Source organism: Agrobacterium sp. BT-220-3 (genome assembly GCF_025910175.1).
Taxonomy (GTDB): Bacteria; Pseudomonadota; Alphaproteobacteria; order Rhizobiales; family Rhizobiaceae; genus Agrobacterium; species Agrobacterium oryzihabitans.
Genome location: NZ_JAPAIX010000001.1, coordinates 645285 through 661398, shown reverse-complemented (window position 1 = coordinate 661398; position 16114 = coordinate 645285). Strand labels below are relative to the sequence as shown.

Annotated in this window: 17 protein-coding genes; 8 read left to right on the top strand and 9 right to left on the bottom strand. The window is 60.2% G+C overall.

Going from position 1 to position 16114, the window contains the following annotated elements; all coding sequences use genetic code 11:
* The first annotated feature begins 16 nt into the window (after window positions 1-16).
* Complete coding sequence (locus OK142_RS03425; protein WP_498681067.1) at window positions 17-1084, top strand: HlyD family secretion protein; 1068 nt, start codon at window positions 17-19, stop codon at window positions 1082-1084.
* 260 nt (window positions 1085-1344) lie between these two features.
* On the opposite strand, the gene rplI is transcribed toward OK142_RS03425, so the two are convergent.
* The 5 genes from rplI to OK142_RS03400 all read right to left on the bottom strand — a co-directional run bounded on the left by rplI (window position 1345) and on the right by OK142_RS03400 (window position 5157).
* On the bottom strand, window positions 1345-1920 hold the full coding sequence (gene rplI / locus OK142_RS03420; RefSeq protein WP_498681064.1) for a 50S ribosomal protein L9: 576 nt from the start codon (window positions 1918-1920) through the stop codon (window positions 1345-1347).
* Between the two features lie 14 nt (window positions 1921-1934).
* Window positions 1935-2909 carry a DUF2232 domain-containing protein gene (locus tag OK142_RS03415; RefSeq protein WP_082184055.1) on the bottom strand — a complete coding sequence of 325 codons (975 nt, stop codon included), beginning with the start codon at window positions 2907-2909 and terminating at the stop codon, window positions 1935-1937.
* Window positions 2910-3097: 188 nt separating this feature from the next.
* Window positions 3098-3346: a 30S ribosomal protein S18 gene (gene rpsR, locus OK142_RS03410; protein ID WP_003496832.1), complete on the bottom strand. Its 249-nt coding sequence runs from the start codon at window positions 3344-3346 to the stop codon at window positions 3098-3100.
* A gap of 13 nt (window positions 3347-3359) precedes the next feature.
* Entirely contained in the window at window positions 3360-3821 is a 462-nt protein-coding gene (gene rpsF / locus OK142_RS03405) for a 30S ribosomal protein S6 (RefSeq protein WP_003496829.1), read from the bottom strand.
* Between the two features lie 292 nt (window positions 3822-4113).
* The gene (locus tag OK142_RS03400; protein WP_498681059.1) at window positions 4114-5157 is read right to left on the bottom strand and encodes an aldo/keto reductase; all 1044 of its coding nucleotides are present in this window, start codon (window positions 5155-5157) and stop codon (window positions 4114-4116) included.
* Between the two features lie 224 nt (window positions 5158-5381).
* On the opposite strand from OK142_RS03400, the gene fabD reads away from it, so the two are divergent.
* From fabD to gmk, 7 genes are all read left to right on the top strand, one after another.
* Window positions 5382-6326: an ACP S-malonyltransferase gene (gene fabD, locus OK142_RS03395; protein ID WP_498681055.1), complete on the top strand. Its 945-nt coding sequence runs from the start codon at window positions 5382-5384 to the stop codon at window positions 6324-6326.
* A gap of 99 nt (window positions 6327-6425) precedes the next feature.
* A complete protein-coding gene (gene fabG / locus OK142_RS03390) occupies window positions 6426-7163 on the top strand; it encodes a 3-oxoacyl-[acyl-carrier-protein] reductase (RefSeq protein WP_003520726.1) in 738 nt (245 codons plus the stop codon).
* A 350-nt stretch (window positions 7164-7513) separates the two neighbouring features.
* Window positions 7514-7750, top strand: coding sequence for an acyl carrier protein (locus tag OK142_RS03385; RefSeq protein WP_003502080.1), 237 nt, complete (start codon window positions 7514-7516; stop codon window positions 7748-7750).
* A 242-nt stretch (window positions 7751-7992) separates the two neighbouring features.
* Window positions 7993-9255 (top strand): beta-ketoacyl-ACP synthase II, encoded by a 1263-nt coding sequence (fabF, locus tag OK142_RS03380; RefSeq protein WP_142169827.1) that lies wholly within the window; start codon window positions 7993-7995, stop codon window positions 9253-9255.
* Between the two features lie 333 nt (window positions 9256-9588).
* Entirely contained in the window at window positions 9589-10809 is a 1221-nt protein-coding gene (mltG, locus tag OK142_RS03375) for an endolytic transglycosylase MltG (RefSeq protein WP_003496813.1), read from the top strand.
* A 67-nt stretch (window positions 10810-10876) separates the two neighbouring features.
* Window positions 10877-11764 (top strand): YicC/YloC family endoribonuclease, encoded by an 888-nt coding sequence (locus tag OK142_RS03370; protein ID WP_498681053.1) that lies wholly within the window; start codon window positions 10877-10879, stop codon window positions 11762-11764.
* 4 nt (window positions 11765-11768) lie between these two features.
* The gene (gene gmk / locus OK142_RS03365) at window positions 11769-12431 is read left to right on the top strand and encodes a guanylate kinase (RefSeq protein ID WP_137037395.1); all 663 of its coding nucleotides are present in this window, start codon (window positions 11769-11771) and stop codon (window positions 12429-12431) included.
* Between the two features lie 24 nt (window positions 12432-12455).
* On the opposite strand, the gene OK142_RS03360 is transcribed toward gmk, so the two are convergent.
* The 4 genes from OK142_RS03360 to OK142_RS03345 form a co-directional block, all read right to left on the bottom strand.
* Window positions 12456-13079, bottom strand: coding sequence for an alpha/beta hydrolase (locus tag OK142_RS03360; RefSeq protein WP_498681050.1), 624 nt, complete (start codon window positions 13077-13079; stop codon window positions 12456-12458).
* A gap of 82 nt (window positions 13080-13161) precedes the next feature.
* Window positions 13162-13992: a 16S rRNA (adenine(1518)-N(6)/adenine(1519)-N(6))-dimethyltransferase RsmA gene (gene rsmA, locus OK142_RS03355; RefSeq protein ID WP_498681048.1), complete on the bottom strand. Its 831-nt coding sequence runs from the start codon at window positions 13990-13992 to the stop codon at window positions 13162-13164.
* On the bottom strand, window positions 13992-15014 hold the full coding sequence (gene pdxA / locus OK142_RS03350; RefSeq protein WP_498681046.1) for a 4-hydroxythreonine-4-phosphate dehydrogenase PdxA: 1023 nt from the start codon (window positions 15012-15014) through the stop codon (window positions 13992-13994). The genes rsmA and pdxA overlap by 1 nt, the downstream gene beginning before the upstream one ends.
* A gap of 19 nt (window positions 15015-15033) precedes the next feature.
* Window positions 15034-15981: a SurA N-terminal domain-containing protein gene (locus OK142_RS03345; RefSeq protein WP_003496802.1), complete on the bottom strand. Its 948-nt coding sequence runs from the start codon at window positions 15979-15981 to the stop codon at window positions 15034-15036.
* Window positions 15982-16114: the final 133 nt, after the last annotated feature.

The window sequence follows — 16114 nt, the reverse complement described above, 5'->3', positions numbered from 1 at the left end:
TTCCAAGAGTGATAAAATGCTGAAGAAGTTTTTTACCCCCGTTTCCATTCTCGTGCTGCTCGGCGGCCTCGCCGGCGTCGCACTCGTGCTTTACGCTTGGCGGTTGCCGCCTTTCCTCTCCACGGTCGAAATGACCGACAACGCTTTCGTGCGCGGTTACGTCACGACCATGAGCCCGCAGGTCAGCGGTTATGTCGTGGACGTGCCGGTCAAGGACTATCAGGAGGTCAAGAAGGGCACCTTGCTGGCGAAGATCGATGACCGCATCTACCGCCAGAAACAGGCGCAGGCGGAAGCCACGCTCGATACGCAGAAGGCGGCACTGGATAATTCCCGCCAGCAGGAAAATGCAGCCAATGCCAATATCCTTTCCAGCCAGGCGGCTGTCGATGCCGCTGAGGCCTCTCTGAAGCAGGCGCAGCTCGCATCCGACCGGCAGGATAATCTCATCAAGAGCGGTGTTGGAACCTCAAGCCTGCAGGAAGAGGCGCATGCCGCTCTTGAAAAGGCGCGCGCATCCCTGTCGCAGGCGAAAGCGGCCCTCGAGGTCTCGCGGCAAGATCTGCAGACGATCATCGTCAACCGCAGCTCCCTGCAGGCGGCAGTCGCCAATGCTGAGGCCGCCGTCGAACTCGCGAAGATCGATCTCGACAATACCGAGATCCATGCGCCGGTCGACGGCAGGCTCGGCGAAGTCAGCGTGCGCACCGGTCAATATGTCACGGCAGGGACGCAATTGATGGCGGTCGTGCCGCATGATGTCTGGGTCATCGCCAATTTCAAGGAGACCCAGCTTGCGGGCATGCAGGTCGGCCAGCCGGTGACGATCTCGGTGGATGCCCTGCATCGCCGCAAGCTCAACGGCCGAGTCGAGCGGTTCTCGCCCGCCACGGGGTCGGAATTCGCCGTCATCAAACCCGACAATGCGACAGGCAATTTCGTGAAGATCGCCCAGCGTGTCGGCGTGCGCATCTCGATCGATGCGGATCAGCCGCTGGTGGCAGATCTGTCGCCGGGCATGTCGGTGGTCGTGCACCTGGACAAGAGCATCGCGCCGGAAGGGGCGGAGACGGCGGCGAAGTAGTCCGGCTTGGGAGCGTGCCGAGGGACACCCCCCTCTGTCCTGCCGGACATCTCCCCCTCAAGGGGGGAGATCGGCAAGACTTTCTCTCATCGCTACACTCGCAACGTTGAGATGAACGAGGGCTAGCCACGAATCGATCTCCCCCCTTGAGGGGGAGATGTCCGGCAGGACAGAGGGGGGTGTCCCTCCACACCCTCAACGCAACAAAAAACCCCGGATGTCGCCACCCGGGGTTTTCCTTATGGCCGCTAGGCCAAATCTTATTCGTCGTCGTCGTTGCCGTCAGCTTCCGGATCGAAGAAGTCTTCCGGGCGCAGGGCGTCTTCGTCAACGCCGTAGATGGCGTCGGCGGAGGTGAGGCTTTCGCCCTTGGACTGACGCTCGGCTTCTTCGGCGGAACGGGCAACGTTCAGCTCGACCTGAAGCTCGACTTCGGCGTGCAGGTGCAGGGTGACGTCGTGCAGGCCGATGGTCTTGATCGGCGTGTTCAGTTCAACCTGGTTGCGGCCGATGTTGAAGCCTTCTGCACCGAGGATTTCGACGACGTCGCGAGCAGCAACAGAGCCGTACAGCTGGCCGGTTTCGCCAGCCGAACGGACGACGATGAAGGACTTGCCTTCGAGTGCTTCGGCAACCTTCTGGGCTTCCGACTTGCGCTCGAGGTTACGGGCTTCAAGCGTTGCGCGCTCGGTTTCGAAACGGGTCTTGTTGGCGGCGTTGGCGCGCAGCGCCTTGCCCTGCGGCAGCAGGAAGTTACGTGCGTAGCCGTCGCGAACCTTGACGGTTTCGCCCATCTGGCCGAGCTTGTTGATGCGTTCGAGAAGAATAACGTCCATCTTCTTGATCCTTTCTATGTGTTGGTTTCGTTCGTATTGTCGGTTTTCCGTGCAGGCGTCAGCGAGATCGTGCTGCGCACGTCGCTCAAGCCGAGCACGAGAATGATGAACAGCGGAAAGACAAAGACCGCTGAAAGATAGGCGAGGATGAGAACCGGCAGACGCCAGTCTTTTCCACGCGCGCGTTTATGCAGCGAGGCATAACCAGCCATCAGGAAGCCCGCGCCAAAGGTGCCGCAGACGACTGCGCCAACCATGGCGGCGACGCCACCGAAGAACATGGCGACGATACCGCCAAGAAAAATGAAGATCGCGTTGCGGTGCATGCGCAGCGCGGAAGCAATGTCCTCACGCGGGCGAAGGCCCTTGCCGAAGGAACCGACCAGCCGGGTTGCAAAATAATAGGCCGCGAACAGAAGGATGACCCACAGGCCGCCCTGAACGATCGGCAGCATCAGCACCAGCAGCGATTTTGTCTGGGCGAGCGCCTCGGCATTGGGTTCGAACAGCGGCTCGCGGTTTTGCACCGAGGTCATCATCAGGTCGACCATGCGCGCGACGAGATCGGGACCATAACCGATCATCCAGCCGAGAATGACGACGGCAACCGCAACCAGAAGGCAAAGATGCAGGATGATGCCGGAGAGTGGATACCAGGCAAGAAGATCATCCGGGCCGCCAAGTTCGGAGGCCGGGCGCGCCAGATTGGCGAGATGCGAAAGCCAGCCCGCCGGGATCAGCGTAAAGATCGCGATGGTCAGCGCAAAAAGCGGCGAGATAACAAGCGCGCCGATAATGGCGGTGGTGATGATTGCAACAATGGCGGCGCGGTTGCCCCAGCCCATGCCGGCAATGAAGATGGGCATGGCCGAACCGGCGTAGAGCAGGAAGGAAAAGGACGACTGTGCCGTTGCGCCAAGCGTTAGAAACGCGGCGCATATGCCGGCGAGAACGCCGGTGATTAGCACTGTCTGGTTCAACTTTTGCACTTCGCTGTCCTGCTGAAACTAAAGCAGTTAGAGGATCGCTCCTGAGAGCCTCATCCCCAACATGGTTTTTTGGTATCGATCCGCGCCCAACGCGGAAGGATTTGGAAGCCTTCAACCTACTGCTTAGAAGGCAGTAGCTTCAAAGGAGAAAACGAGGCCGCGCCGAAACGCAGCCTCGCTTCAATTCATTACGCTACGACGTAAGGCAGCAGGCCGAGGAAACGGGCGCGCTTGATCGCCTGGGCGAGTTCGCGCTGCTTCTTCTGGGAAACGGCCGTGATGCGGGAAGGAACGATCTTGCCGCGCTCGGAAATGTAGCGCTGCAGGAGGCGAACGTCCTTGTAGTCGATCTTCGGAGCGTTTGCGCCGGAGAAGGGGCACGTCTTGCGACGGCGGTGGAACGGGCGGCGTGCCTGGGAAGAGGATGTATCAGCCATTGGTCAATTCTCCTTATGCACGGTCTTCGCGCGGACGGCGCGGACGGTCTTCGCGGTCGCCGAAGCCACCTTCGCGCGGTGCGCGGGGACCACGATCTTCACGCGGGCCACGGTCCGGACGGTCGCCATCGCGGCGCGGACGGTCGTCACGGTCGCGCTTCTGCATCATCGCGGACGGGCCTTCTTCGTGGGCTTCGACGGCGATGGTCATGTAGCGAAGAACGTCTTCGTTGATGCGCATCTGGCGCTCTACTTCATGAACTGCAGCCGCCGGAGCGTCGATGTCCATGAGAGCGTAGTGAGCCTTGCGGTTCTTCTTGATGCGGTAGGTGAGGGACTTCAGACCCCAGTTCTCGACGCGTCCGACTTTACCGCCGAACGATTCGATAACGCCCTTGTACTGCTCGACAAGTGCGTCGACCTGCTGGGCAGAAATATCCTGCCGGGCAAGGAAGATGTGTTCGTAAAGAGCCATTTAAGCTTTGCCTTTCTTGCGTTTCGTCCTTCACCCGGCAACGGCGCTAAGCCTCAACGACTGCTCTTGGGTGAGGCGGTAAAGCCTTAAAGCAAGAAAAGCGTTGTTCGAGACGGTCGAGAGCGGAGACACGGGAGGCCGGAAAAACCTTATGGTTCCTGCTGTTTCGTTACCGAAACCAGCCCTCCGTTCAGCCACCAGCCAATTGGACCGGGTGTTGTGAACAGCGCGCTTATACGCAATTTTGCCCGGAATGCAAGGGCAAGGGGCGAAAAAGCGCGCCGTGATCGTGTCAGATCGGCATCGGATATTGCCGATGGATCGCGGCGATGCCCTTCAGCACCTCTTCCGACAGTGCCACATCGGCGGCCGCAATATCGGTCTTCAGCTGTTCGATCGTGGTTGCGCCGATGATGACGGAGGCCATGAAGGGACGCGTGAGGCAAAATGCGATGGCGAGCTTTGCCGGATCCACACCATGTTGCGCTGCAAGCTCCAGATAGGCCTTGACCGGCGCTTCCTGAAGCGGCTGCAGGCGGCCGCCGAGGTCCTTGTTGATGGTGGCGCGCGAACCGGCCGGGCGCGCGCCGTCCTGATACTTGCCGGTAAGCAGCCCCGCCGCGAGCGGCGAGTAGGCCAGCAGGCCGACATCTTCGTGATGGGCGACTTCCGCCATGTCGAGGTCGAAGCTGCGATAGAGCAGATTATATTCGTTCTGGATGGTGGCGACGCGCGGCAGGCCGTGGGCCTCGGCGATGTCGATATATTTCTGGGTGCCCCAGGCGCTCTCGTTGGAAAGGCCGATGGCGCGGATCTTGCCGGCTTTCACCAGTTCGCCGAGCGTCTCGAGCTTCTCGGTGATTTCGGCGAGCGTGCGCTCCTTCTCTTGACCGGAAGCGTCAAAGCTCCAGGCGCCGCGGAAATGATAGGTGCCGCGGTTCGGCCAGTGGATCTGGTAGAGGTCGATATAGTCAGTCTTCAGGCGCTTGAGGCTTGTATCCACCGCCTCGCGAATGGCGGCGGCATCGATATCGCGTCCGCCGCGAATATAGTCGCGACCGGAACCGGCGACCTTGGTGGCGAGCACGATCTGGTCACGCTTGCCGGTCTTTTCGAACCAGGAGCCGATAAACTCTTCCGTCCGTCCCTGGGTTTCGGCGGAAACGGGGGTGGTGGGGTAAAGTTCGGCGGTATCGAAGAAGTTAACACCGTTTTCGATGGCGTAATCCATCTGCGCATGTGCGTCGGCTTCGGTGTTCTGCGTGCCCCACGTCATCGTGCCAAGGCAAATTTCGGACACGGAAATACCCGTGCGGCCCAATAGTCTCTGTTTCATGGAAATGTCCCGGTACTTGGCGAGATGTTTTGAAAGGTGGCATGAAAGTAATGGGGAATTGCCGCAGTGCAAGAAAAAATATGATGAAAAGAATGCGGAAAATAGGTCGGCAAAACCCCTTGGGTGGGGCTGTCTGAGGGCTTGAAGCCTTGACTTCGCGGGCCGGAATGTGAATGGAAGTCCGAAAGAATAAAGGCAAGGCCAGACAAGAAGGACGACATCCCATGGGTATTGCATTCACATTTCCCGGTCAGGGAAGCCAGGCCGTCGGCATGGGCAAGGAACTCGCCGACACCTATGTCGAGGCGCGCGCCGTCTTCGAGGAAGTCGATGAGGCGCTTGGCCAGAAGCTTTCCGACATCATGTGGAACGGCCCGGAAGAAACGCTGACGCTGACGGCGAACGCCCAGCCGGCGCTCATGGCGGTGTCCATGGCGGTCATGCGGGTTCTGGAAGCGCGCGGCCTGAAGCTCTCCGACGCCGTCTCTTATGTTGCTGGCCATTCGCTCGGCGAATATTCGGCACTCTGTGCCGCCGGCACCTTCTCGATTGCAGACACTGCCCGCCTTCTTCGCATCCGTGGCAATGCCATGCAGGCCGCCGTGCCGGTGGGTGAGGGCGCCATGGCCGCGATCATCGGGCTGGAACATGATGCCGTGTCCGCAATCTGTGAGGAAGCAGCCATTCTCGGCATCTGCCAGATCGCCAACGACAATGGCGGCGGCCAGCTGGTCATTTCCGGATCCAAGGCTGCGGTTGAAAAGGCTGCGGCGATCGCTTCCGAAAAGGGCGCCAAGCGCGCCATCATGCTGCCGGTTTCCGCGCCCTTCCACTCGGCGCTGATGGCGCCTGCCGCAGAAGCGATGCGCGAGGCGCTGGCGACCGTCGAAAAGAACAACCCGGTCGTGCCTGTCATCGCCAATGTGCGCGCCGCTCCCGTTTCCGACGCCAATGAGATCGCCGCCTTGCTGGTTGAGCAGGTGACGGGCCAGGTGCGCTGGCGCGAAACGGTTGAATGGTTCGCCGCCAACAATGTGACGCAGCTTTACGAGATCGGCTCCGGCAAGGTGCTAACGGGCCTTGCCCGCCGCATCGACAAGACGGTGAACGGCGTTGCCGTCAACGGCGCTGCCGATATTGACCAGCTTCTCGCCACCCTTATCGGCTGAGACGGGCCTCGCCCCGTAACGGCCTTTTGTTTTACGGTAATTCCCGATGCAATTCCGCTAAAAGGCTTTTGCGGAATTGCTCTAAAGAAGGAACGGAACATGTTTGATCTGACAGGCCGCAAGGCTCTCGTAACCGGCGCGACCGGCGGCATCGGCGAGGAAATCGCCCGCCTTCTGCACAGCCAGGGCGCAACCGTCGGCCTGCACGGCACGCGCGTCGAAAAGCTCGAAGCGCTGGCGGCGGAACTTGGCGAGCGCGTCAAGATTTTCCCGGCCAACCTTGCCGATCGCGCCGAGGTCAAGGCGCTTGGCGAAAAGGCCGAAGCCGAGCTGGAAGGCGTCGATATTCTCGTCAACAATGCCGGTATCACCAAGGACGGCCTCTTCGTGCGCATGAGCGACGAGGACTGGGACAATGTCATCGAAGTGAACCTGACGGCGATGTTCCGCCTGACGCGCGAACTGACACATCCGATGATGCGCCGCCGTTTCGGCCGCATCATCAACATCACCTCCATCGTCGGCGTCACCGGCAATCCCGGTCAGGCAAACTATTGCGCCTCCAAGGCAGGCATGATCGGTTTTTCGAAGTCGCTGGCGCAGGAAATCGCAACCCGCAACGTCACCGTCAACTGCGTGGCGCCCGGCTTCATCGAAAGCGCCATGACCGGCAAGCTGAACGACAAGCAGAAGGACGCCATAATGGGCGCCATTCCCATGAAGCGCATGGGAACCGGCGCGGAAGTCGCGTCCGCCGTTCTTTATCTGGCTTCCAATGAGGCGGGCTACATGACGGGTCAAACTCTGCACGTCAATGGCGGCATGGCGATGATCTGACGGCGCTCAAGGCCGTCTTGAAAAGGATTGCGGCGCTGTTTAAGCACCTTCTTGGGTAGCTGGCGCCGCAAGGCTCCGCCGACGGGTTTCCGGCGAAATTGCCTGTCATACGCTGTGCTTAGCGCGTTTTCAGGCTTTTCGACCGATTGAAACCATGTTAAGCGGGCCAAGACTGTGAACAGTCGTCCCGGAGAGACAGGAAGCCGTTGCGGTTTTGCGCGACGATGTCTAGCTTGGACCGGGTTGAACGGGTTTGCCCGCAGTGCCGGATTTGAACGGCGCATGAGGGCTTCTAACAGGGCAGGGTGCCGCGAGGCATTCCCTTCAAAATAAAGGTCGAGGAAACCGACATGAGCGATATCGCAGAACGCGTAAAGAAAATTGTAATTGATCATCTTGGCGTTGACGCCGACAAGGTTGTTGAAGGCGCTAGCTTCATTGACGATCTGGGCGCTGATTCGCTCGATACCGTTGAACTGGTCATGGCTTTCGAAGAAGAATTCGGCGTCGAAATTCCCGACGACGCAGCTGACTCGATCCTGACTGTCGGCGACGCCGTCAAGTTCATCGAGAAGGCCCAGGCCTGATCGACCTTCGCAGGGGAGGTGAAATACCCTCCCGTCTTGGCCCGGCTTGTCCGGGCCAATATTTTATCGTGAGACGGATCGCGCCCGAGATGGTGCATAGTCCGGGCTGACGCCTGACCCTCTTGACCGGAACAGGTCTGTGGTTGGCGTCATGCGGAAACAGAAAATGTTGCAGCGTCTCTTCCAAGACGTTTGACGTTGCAAAGAAGACCGATGATTTGGATAAGGGCGGAGCGTTGGCGATGAGGCGTGTCGTTATCACCGGTACCGGCATGGTATCTCCTCTTGGATGCGGAACGGAAGTGACCTGGGAGCGGCTGCTGGCCGGCCAGAATGGCGCCCGTCTCGTGACTGAATTCGAAGTCGAAGACTTGCCCGCCAAGATCGCCTGCCGCATTCCCGTCGGCGATGGCTCCAACGGCACCTTCAATGCCGACGACTGGATGGAAGTCAAAGAGCAGCGCAAGATCGATCCCTTCATCCTTTATGGTGTGGCGGCAGCCGACATGGCGCTTGCCGACGCTGGCTGGCATCCCGAAACGGACGAGGACCAGATCGCAACCGGCGTTCTGATCGGTTCCGGCATCGGCGGTCTGGAAGGTATCGTCGAGGCGGGTTATACGCTGCGCGACAAGGGCCCGCGCCGCATCTCTCCATTTTTCATTCCCGGCCGTCTGATCAACCTCGTGTCCGGCCAGGTTTCCATCCGCCACAAGCTGCGCGGACCGAACCATGCCGTTGTGACGGCCTGCTCGACCGGCGCGCACGCCATTGGCGATGCCGCACGGCTCATCGCGTTCGGTGACGCCGACGTCATGGTCGCGGGTGGCGCCGAATCGCCGGTCTGCCGCATTGCGCTTGCCGGTTTCGCTGCCTGCAAGGCGCTCTCCACCCAGCACAATGACGATCCGCAGAAGGCATCCCGCCCCTATGACCGCGACCGTGACGGTTTCGTCATGGGCGAAGGCGCCGGCATCGTCGTTCTGGAAGAGCTGGAGCATGCCAAGGCGCGCGGCGCGAAGATTTATGCCGAAGTCGTCGGTTACGGCCTTTCCGGTGACGCCTATCACATCACAGCTCCGTCCGAAGACGGCGAGGGCGCCTATCGCTGCATGGCTATGGCGCTGAAGCGCGCGGGCCTCACGCCTGATGATATCGACTATATCAACGCCCACGGCACCTCCACCATGGCCGATACGATCGAGCTTGGCGCCGTCGAGCGGCTCGTGGGCGATTCGGCCCCGAAGATCTCGATGTCGTCGACCAAATCGGCCACCGGCCATCTTCTCGGTGCAGCCGGCGCGATCGAAGCGATTTTCGCCACGCTTGCGATCCGCGACAACATCGTCCCGCCGACATTGAACCTCGACAATCCCGATGTGGAAACGAAGATCGATCTGGTACCGCACAAGGCGCGCAAGAGGCAGGTCAACGTCGCCCTGTCGAATTCCTTCGGCTTCGGCGGCACCAACGCCTCCCTCGTGCTGCGTCGTTACGAAGCATAAACTGCGGCGGCGGCTTTGCCGTCGCGGGTGCGGCGCTCTCCTGCCGGGCGCTGAAAAGAGTGTTCTTTCACTTGAAGAACGCATTGCGGCTTGCGAAAGCCATTCCGGTTTTCGCGCCGATATTGTAGTCGTTTATGGAAGACGTTTGTGGGTTCGGGTGATTTCCGGCCGCAGACGGCCTCCTCCATCGGCTTTGTCCGAAACGATAGTCGTGAAGCAGAACAACAGGCCTTCACGATGTCTCTATGTGGTGCAGGAAGACATTCCGAACCTGTTTTTGCCGCATTACCTGCGCAAAAAGCGCTGACAACGCCGAACTGAAAAGGACCGACGGTGAGCGACACGAACCAGAACAGCCAGGGACCATACGGACAGAACGGCGCGGGCGAGGGCAATCGCGGCCCGATCATTCCGAAATCCCCGACCGAGGCGCTGCGGCCGGAAAAGGTGCCGGCGCCGCCGAAGCGCTCGCGCAAGGCCCACGGCCAGCTGGTGATCTTCCTGAATTTTCTGATGACGCTTGCCGTTGCCGTCTGTGTGCTCGCCATCGCCGCCTTCTATTACATGATCAACGCGTTCCAGGAGCCTGGTCCGCTTCAGACGAATACGCATTTCACGGTGCGTAACGGCGCCGGCATCATCGAGATCGCCAATAATCTCGAGCGCAACGACGTCGTCTCGAACGCCCGTGTATTCCGCCTCATGACGGGCAGCTACCTGCAAAAAGACCAGACGCTGAAGGCGGGCGAATACGAGATCAAGGCCGGGGCATCGATGAAGGACATCATGATGCTGCTGGAATCCGGCAAGTCTATTCTCTATTCCGTGTCGCTTCCCGAAGGCCTGACCGTCAAGCAGATGTTCGCGCGCCTTGGCGCTGATGAGGTTCTGGACGGTGAACTTCCCTCGGCCTTGCCGCCGGAAGGCAGCCTGCGTCCTGATACCTATCGCTTTACGCGCGGCACCAAGCGTGAGGAAATCATCAACCAGATGAGCGCGGCGCAGGACAAGCTGATCGACATGATCTGGGAACGGCGCGACCCCGACCTGCCGATCAAGACGGTTGAGGAATTCGTGACGCTCGCCTCTATCGTGGAAAAGGAAACCGGCAAGGATGACGAGCGCGCCCATGTCGCTTCGGTCTTCTACAACCGGCTGAAGAAGGGCATGCGCCTGCAATCCGACCCGACGATCATCTATGGTCTGTTCGGCGGTGACGGTAAGCCGTCCGACAGGCCGATCTACCAGTCGGACCTGCAGAAGCAGACGCCGTTCAATACCTATGTTATCAAGGGCCTGCCGCCGTCTCCCATCGCCAATCCGGGACGTGCCGCACTTGAGGCTGTAGCCAATCCATGGCGCACCGACGACCTTTATTTCGTGGCTGATGGCACGGGCGGTCACGTCTTTGCCAAGACGCTGGACGAGCACAACGCCAATGTCCGCCGCTGGCGCAAGATCGAGGCGGAAAAGGCGGCTGCCGGCGCTAATCCCGATGTTGCCGTGGATGGACAGCCCGGCGGCGCCGAGGCGGAAAAACCCGCCAACAACTGATAATCCTGACCGGGCCTTGTCATCGCAAGGCCCGGTTTTGCAAGGCATGATGGGGGGCTTTCTGAATATGACATTGCAATCGATGACCGGCTTTGCGCGCAGCGAGGGAACGTCCGGCCGTTACCGCTGGGCGTGGGAATTGCGCTCCGTGAACGGCAAGGGGCTGGATGTGCGCCTGCGCCTGCCAACCGGTCTGGAAGCGCTGGAAACGAACCTGCGGGAGATTGCCGGTGAGCATCTTTCGCGCGGCAATATCCAGGCGGGATTGACGCTGTCTATTGCGGAGAACCGGCTGGAAGCGGTGATCAACCGCGATGCGCTTGCGGCAGTCCTCGCTCTGAAGAAGGAGCTGGGCGATGTCGTCGATGACAAGCCGCTGAGCTTTGATACGCTGCTGACGCTGCGCGGGCTGGTCGATTTTCGCGAGGCGGAAGACGATGCGCAGGCGCAGGCTGCGCGCAACAGCGACGTGCTGGCCGGCTTTGCCGCCGCCGTCTTGAAGCTGAAGGACATGCGCGAGCGGGAAGGCGCTTCCCTGTTTGCCATCCTCTCCGGCCATATCGACAGGATCGAGCAGCTTGTGGGCATTATTGAAAGCGACCCGTCCCGTCAGCCGGAGCAGATCGCGACAAGGCTTGCCCAGCAGATCGCCCTGATCGGCGAGGGCATGCACGGGCTTGATCGCGACCGTCTTCACGCCGAGGCGGCGCTGATCGCCACCAAGGCAGATCTGCGCGAAGAGATCGACCGGCTGCACGCCCATGTGGAGGCGTCGCGCGAGCTTTTGCAGAATGGCGGGCCTGTCGGCCGCAAGCTCGATTTTCTTGCACAGGAATTTAACCGCGAGTCGAATACAATCTGTTCCAAATCGAACGCCAGTGCGGTAACCGCAGCAGGCATAGAGCTGAAAGTGGTTATCGACCAGTTCCGCGAGCAGGTCCAAAATCTGGAGTAGACCCATGGTCCCGATGAACGATTCCCCTGTCACGATTGCCCGCAGAGGGCTGATGCTGGTGATCTCGTCGCCATCGGGTGCAGGAAAATCCACGATTGCCCGTAATCTGCTCGACAAGGACAAGAATATCAGCCTGTCCGTCAGCGTGACGACCCGCCCGCGCCGTCACAGCGAGATTGAAGGCATCCACTATCACTTCATTTCGACGCGCGAATTCGAGCGCCTGCGTGATGGCGACGCGCTTCTGGAATGGGCGGAGGTTCACGGCAATTTTTACGGAACGCCGCGCGAACCTGTTGAAGTGGCAATGGCCGCCGGGCGCGACATGCTGTTCGATATCGACTGGCAGGGCGCCGAACAGCTTCAGGACAAGATGAAGGCCGATGTCGTGTCGATCTTCATCCTGCCGCCGACAATGACAGAGCTGCAATCGCGCCTGCATCGCCGCGCCGAAGACACCGAGGAAGTGATCAAGACCCGGCTTCTCAATTCCCGCGCCGAGATCGAGCACTGGCGCGATTATGACTATGTTATCCTCAACGACGACCTGCAGGCCGCTTTCGAGGCCGTAGAGGCGATCGTGAAGGCCGAACGCGTGCGCCGCGACCGCCGCCACGGCATGTTCGATTTCGTGCGGGCGCTGCTTGAGGAAGAGCCGAAGCTCTGATTGTTGCGGTGAAGACCGCGATATCTACTTTGTCCAGTGATTAAGCAGCCATTGGCGAGAGATGCGCTCATCCGCAGCATCTTCCGCCCAGCCATGTCCTGTGGGAATTGTTTCCAGCTCAACATCTGCTCCGGCTCTTGCAAGTTGATCCGCCAGATGAGGCGCATCGGCAGGCTGCCGCCGTTCGTCATGGGCGCCTGCAAGCAGAAGTACCGAATATCCGGTGAGGGCCGGAAAATGCTCGCCATTTCGGGGAGATAGCGGCCGCAGCAGAATGGCGCCCCTCGACAGGCGATTGTTCTGGCAGATCGTTTCAGCGGCTATGATCGCCCCGTTCGAATATCCCACGAGGAAGGGGCGTTGTCCCGTTTCCTGAAAGACGAAGTCGATGAACCGGCAAAGGCTTTCGGCATGATGTTTCAGATCATCGACATCCAGTTGCCGGTCGGGCTTTCTGCGAAAAAACGCAAAGCCGTCTTCCCAGGGGACTGCCCCTCTGAGCGCAAACAAAACTCCATCGGGAAAGACCGTGCGGCCAAAGGAAACGAGGTCATCTTCCGTTCGCCCAGATCCGTGCAGCAAAACGACCACGCAATCAGGCGATCCGGCAGGGGTGTGGAGTTCGTAGTGAAAACCGGCATTCTCCACGCACTGGTCTCCTTATTCGACCTCTATCGACGAATCGGTTTGGCGTGCGCCCATGAATGGCGTTGCCGAAGCTCCGCGCTACTCACAGGCTATTCGCCAATGTTACGAATTCCTCAACGGACAGCGTTTCCGCTCGCCGGGTCGCATCGATGCCCGCCTTTTCCAGCAGTGTCTCGCCGCCGAGGCTTTTCAGGCTCTGTCGCAGCATCTTGCGGCGCTGGCCGAAGGCGGCCTCCGTTACCTTCTCAAGCTTGGCGACATCGCAGGGCAGCGGCTTTTCCTTCGGCAGCAGGTGCACGACGGTGGAGGTCACCTTCGGTGGCGGGCTGAAGGCCTGCGGCGGAACGTCGAAGGCCATTTCCGAGACCGTGCGCCAACCGGTGAGAACGCCGAGGCGGCCGTAATGGTTGTCGCCTTCTTCCGCCACGATGCGCTGGCCGACTTCCTTCTGGAACATCAGCGTCATGGAAAGCCAGAAGGGCGGCCATTCTTTCGGCAGAAGCCAGTTGACGAGCAGTTGCGTGCCAACATTGTAAGGCAGATTGGCGATGATCCTGACGGGTTCGCCGACGGGAATTAGTGCCTCGAAATCGGTCTTGAGAGCATCGCCCTCGATGACCTCGAGACGTCCCGGATAATGCGCTTCGATTTCCGCCAGCGCCGGCAGGCAGCGGCTGTCGCGCTCAACCGCGATGACTTTTTTGGCGCCGAGCGAGAGAATGGCGCGGGTGAGGCCACCGGGACCGGGGCCGACCTCGATCACCGTCACGCCCTCGAGCGGCCCTGCCGTTCTGGCGATTTTCTGGGTGAGGTTGAGATCGAACAGGAAGTTCTGCCCAAGCGATTTCTTTGCGTCGAGCCCATGCCGCTGGATGACATCGCGCAGCGGCGGCAGTCCGTCTATCGCGGCCATTATGCGCTGACCCGGCTGCGGGCGGAAATCTCCGCCGCCATCTTCAGCGCCGCGACGAGGCTCGCCTCATTGGCAATACCCTGACCGGCTATGCCGAAGGCGGTGCCATGGTCGGGCGAGGTGCGGATGAAGGGCAGGCCGAGGGTGACATTGACGGAATCGTCGAAGCCGAGCGCCTTGGCCGGAATGAGCGCCTGATCGTGGTACATACAAACCGCAACGTCGTAGCGCCTGCGGGCGGCATCGTGGAACATCGTGTCGGCGGGCAGGGGGCCGAAAGCATCGATCCCGTCCTTCCGCAACCGAATGGTTGCCGGATGAACCACATCGCGGTCCTCGGTGCCAAGTGCGCCGTCTTCGCCCGCATGCGGGTTGAGACCGGCGACTGCCAGACGCGGGGCTTCGATGCCGAATTTCTGCCGGAGATCCGCATCGATGATGCGGCAGGTCGTGACGATCAGTTCTTCCGTCAGCGCCGCCGGCACGTCTTTTATCGGGATATGGATCGTTACCGGGACGACGCGAACCTTGGGTCCGGCAATCATCATCACCGGTGTCACCTGCTCGCCGGTGAGGCGCAAGGCGAGATCGGCAAGAAATTCCGTATGACCGGGAAAACCGAAGCCGGCTTCATAAAGTACGGATTTCGCAATGGGATTGGTAACGACGGCGGCAGTCTTGCCCTCGACGGTCAGGGAAACGGCGGTCTCGATCGCCTTGATCGTCGCATGGGCCGCGCCGACATGCGGCTGGCCTGCCTGTACCTCGAAACCGACGGGAAGGGGAAGGACCGGAAAGGCGCGATCGAAAAGGTCGACGGCATCGGCCACATCGCACGTCTCGATATTGACCGGAATGCCAATCAGGGCCGCACGGCTCGCCACCACATCCGGATCGCCTATGAAGACGAAGGGCGCCACGCCGTTTTCCCGGCGCCTGGCCCAGGCGGCAATGGCAATATCAGGGCCGATACCGGCTGGGTCTCCCTGTGTCAGGGCAAGCGGCAGGGATGCATGTGTCACGGAAAGGCCGGCTCTCGTATCAGGTGTTGACGATCTGCGCTTTCTTGCGCAACTCATCCATGTATTTCTTTTCGTTCGGGTTTTCGCCTTCCTTGGCCTTCATCAGGTCTTCGGACTTGAACACCATTTCGGCGGCATAGTCGTCTGAAACCTGACGCTGCTTGCAGATCGCCAGATATTCAACGCCCTTTTCGGTGACACGCGTGCCCGTCGTGCCGCCTTCCTTGGTTTTTTCCACCAGCGCCTTCCAGTCTTCCGGCAGCTCGGGTGCGAGAATGCGTCCGAGATCCTTGATCGCCACATCGCGCATGGTCGCGGCGAAGGTCATGGCCTGGTCGCAGCCGGGATAACGCTTGCGGGAAGCTTCAGCCTCGGCCTTGCGCTTGCCGGTAATGGAGTTGCGCTTTGATTCCGGGATGACGAAAATTACCTGCTGCAGGAAATATTCCGTCGTTACCGGCTTTTCGCCGCGTTCCTTCAGACGGGTAACGAGATCCTGCGTCGACATCTTGCCACGTGCGCCGTAGCGGGCGTTGACGAGGCGCGGCCAGCTCATCTGCACGGCAATGAAGGATTTGAAATGGTCGGCGCCGACCCCAGCCTGCGACAGCACCTTGGTCAATTGCTGCGGGGTCATCTTGTTGTTGCCGGCAAAACGCGCAAAAGCGGCATCGACGTCTTCGGTGCTGACCGACATTTTAACACGGCCGATTTCCTCACGTTTCAGCGCTTCGTCGACGAGCTGCTCGCGGGCCTTTTCATTGAGATTGCCGGACTGGCGCTGCAGCTTCAGGAAGGCGACGCGCTTGGCAATATCGTCATTGGTAATGGGGGTCTTGTTGACGACGATCTTGACGGTGTTATCGGCGAAAGCCTGGCCGGCATAGGGCACAATGGCCATGGGAACGGCGAATATCGCAAAGGCAAAAGCAGCGCCACGCAAAGCCGTCTTTCCGAAATTCATCATGTCCTTCTCCCTTTCGTCGGGCAGGGTCCTGTTTCCCCGTCCCGCCAATCTGTTTTGTCTGTCGATGGGGAGTTCCGCACCCCCGGCCTTTCAGACCTGCACTTCTGCATCCGCACCGCGAATTGCCACGTAT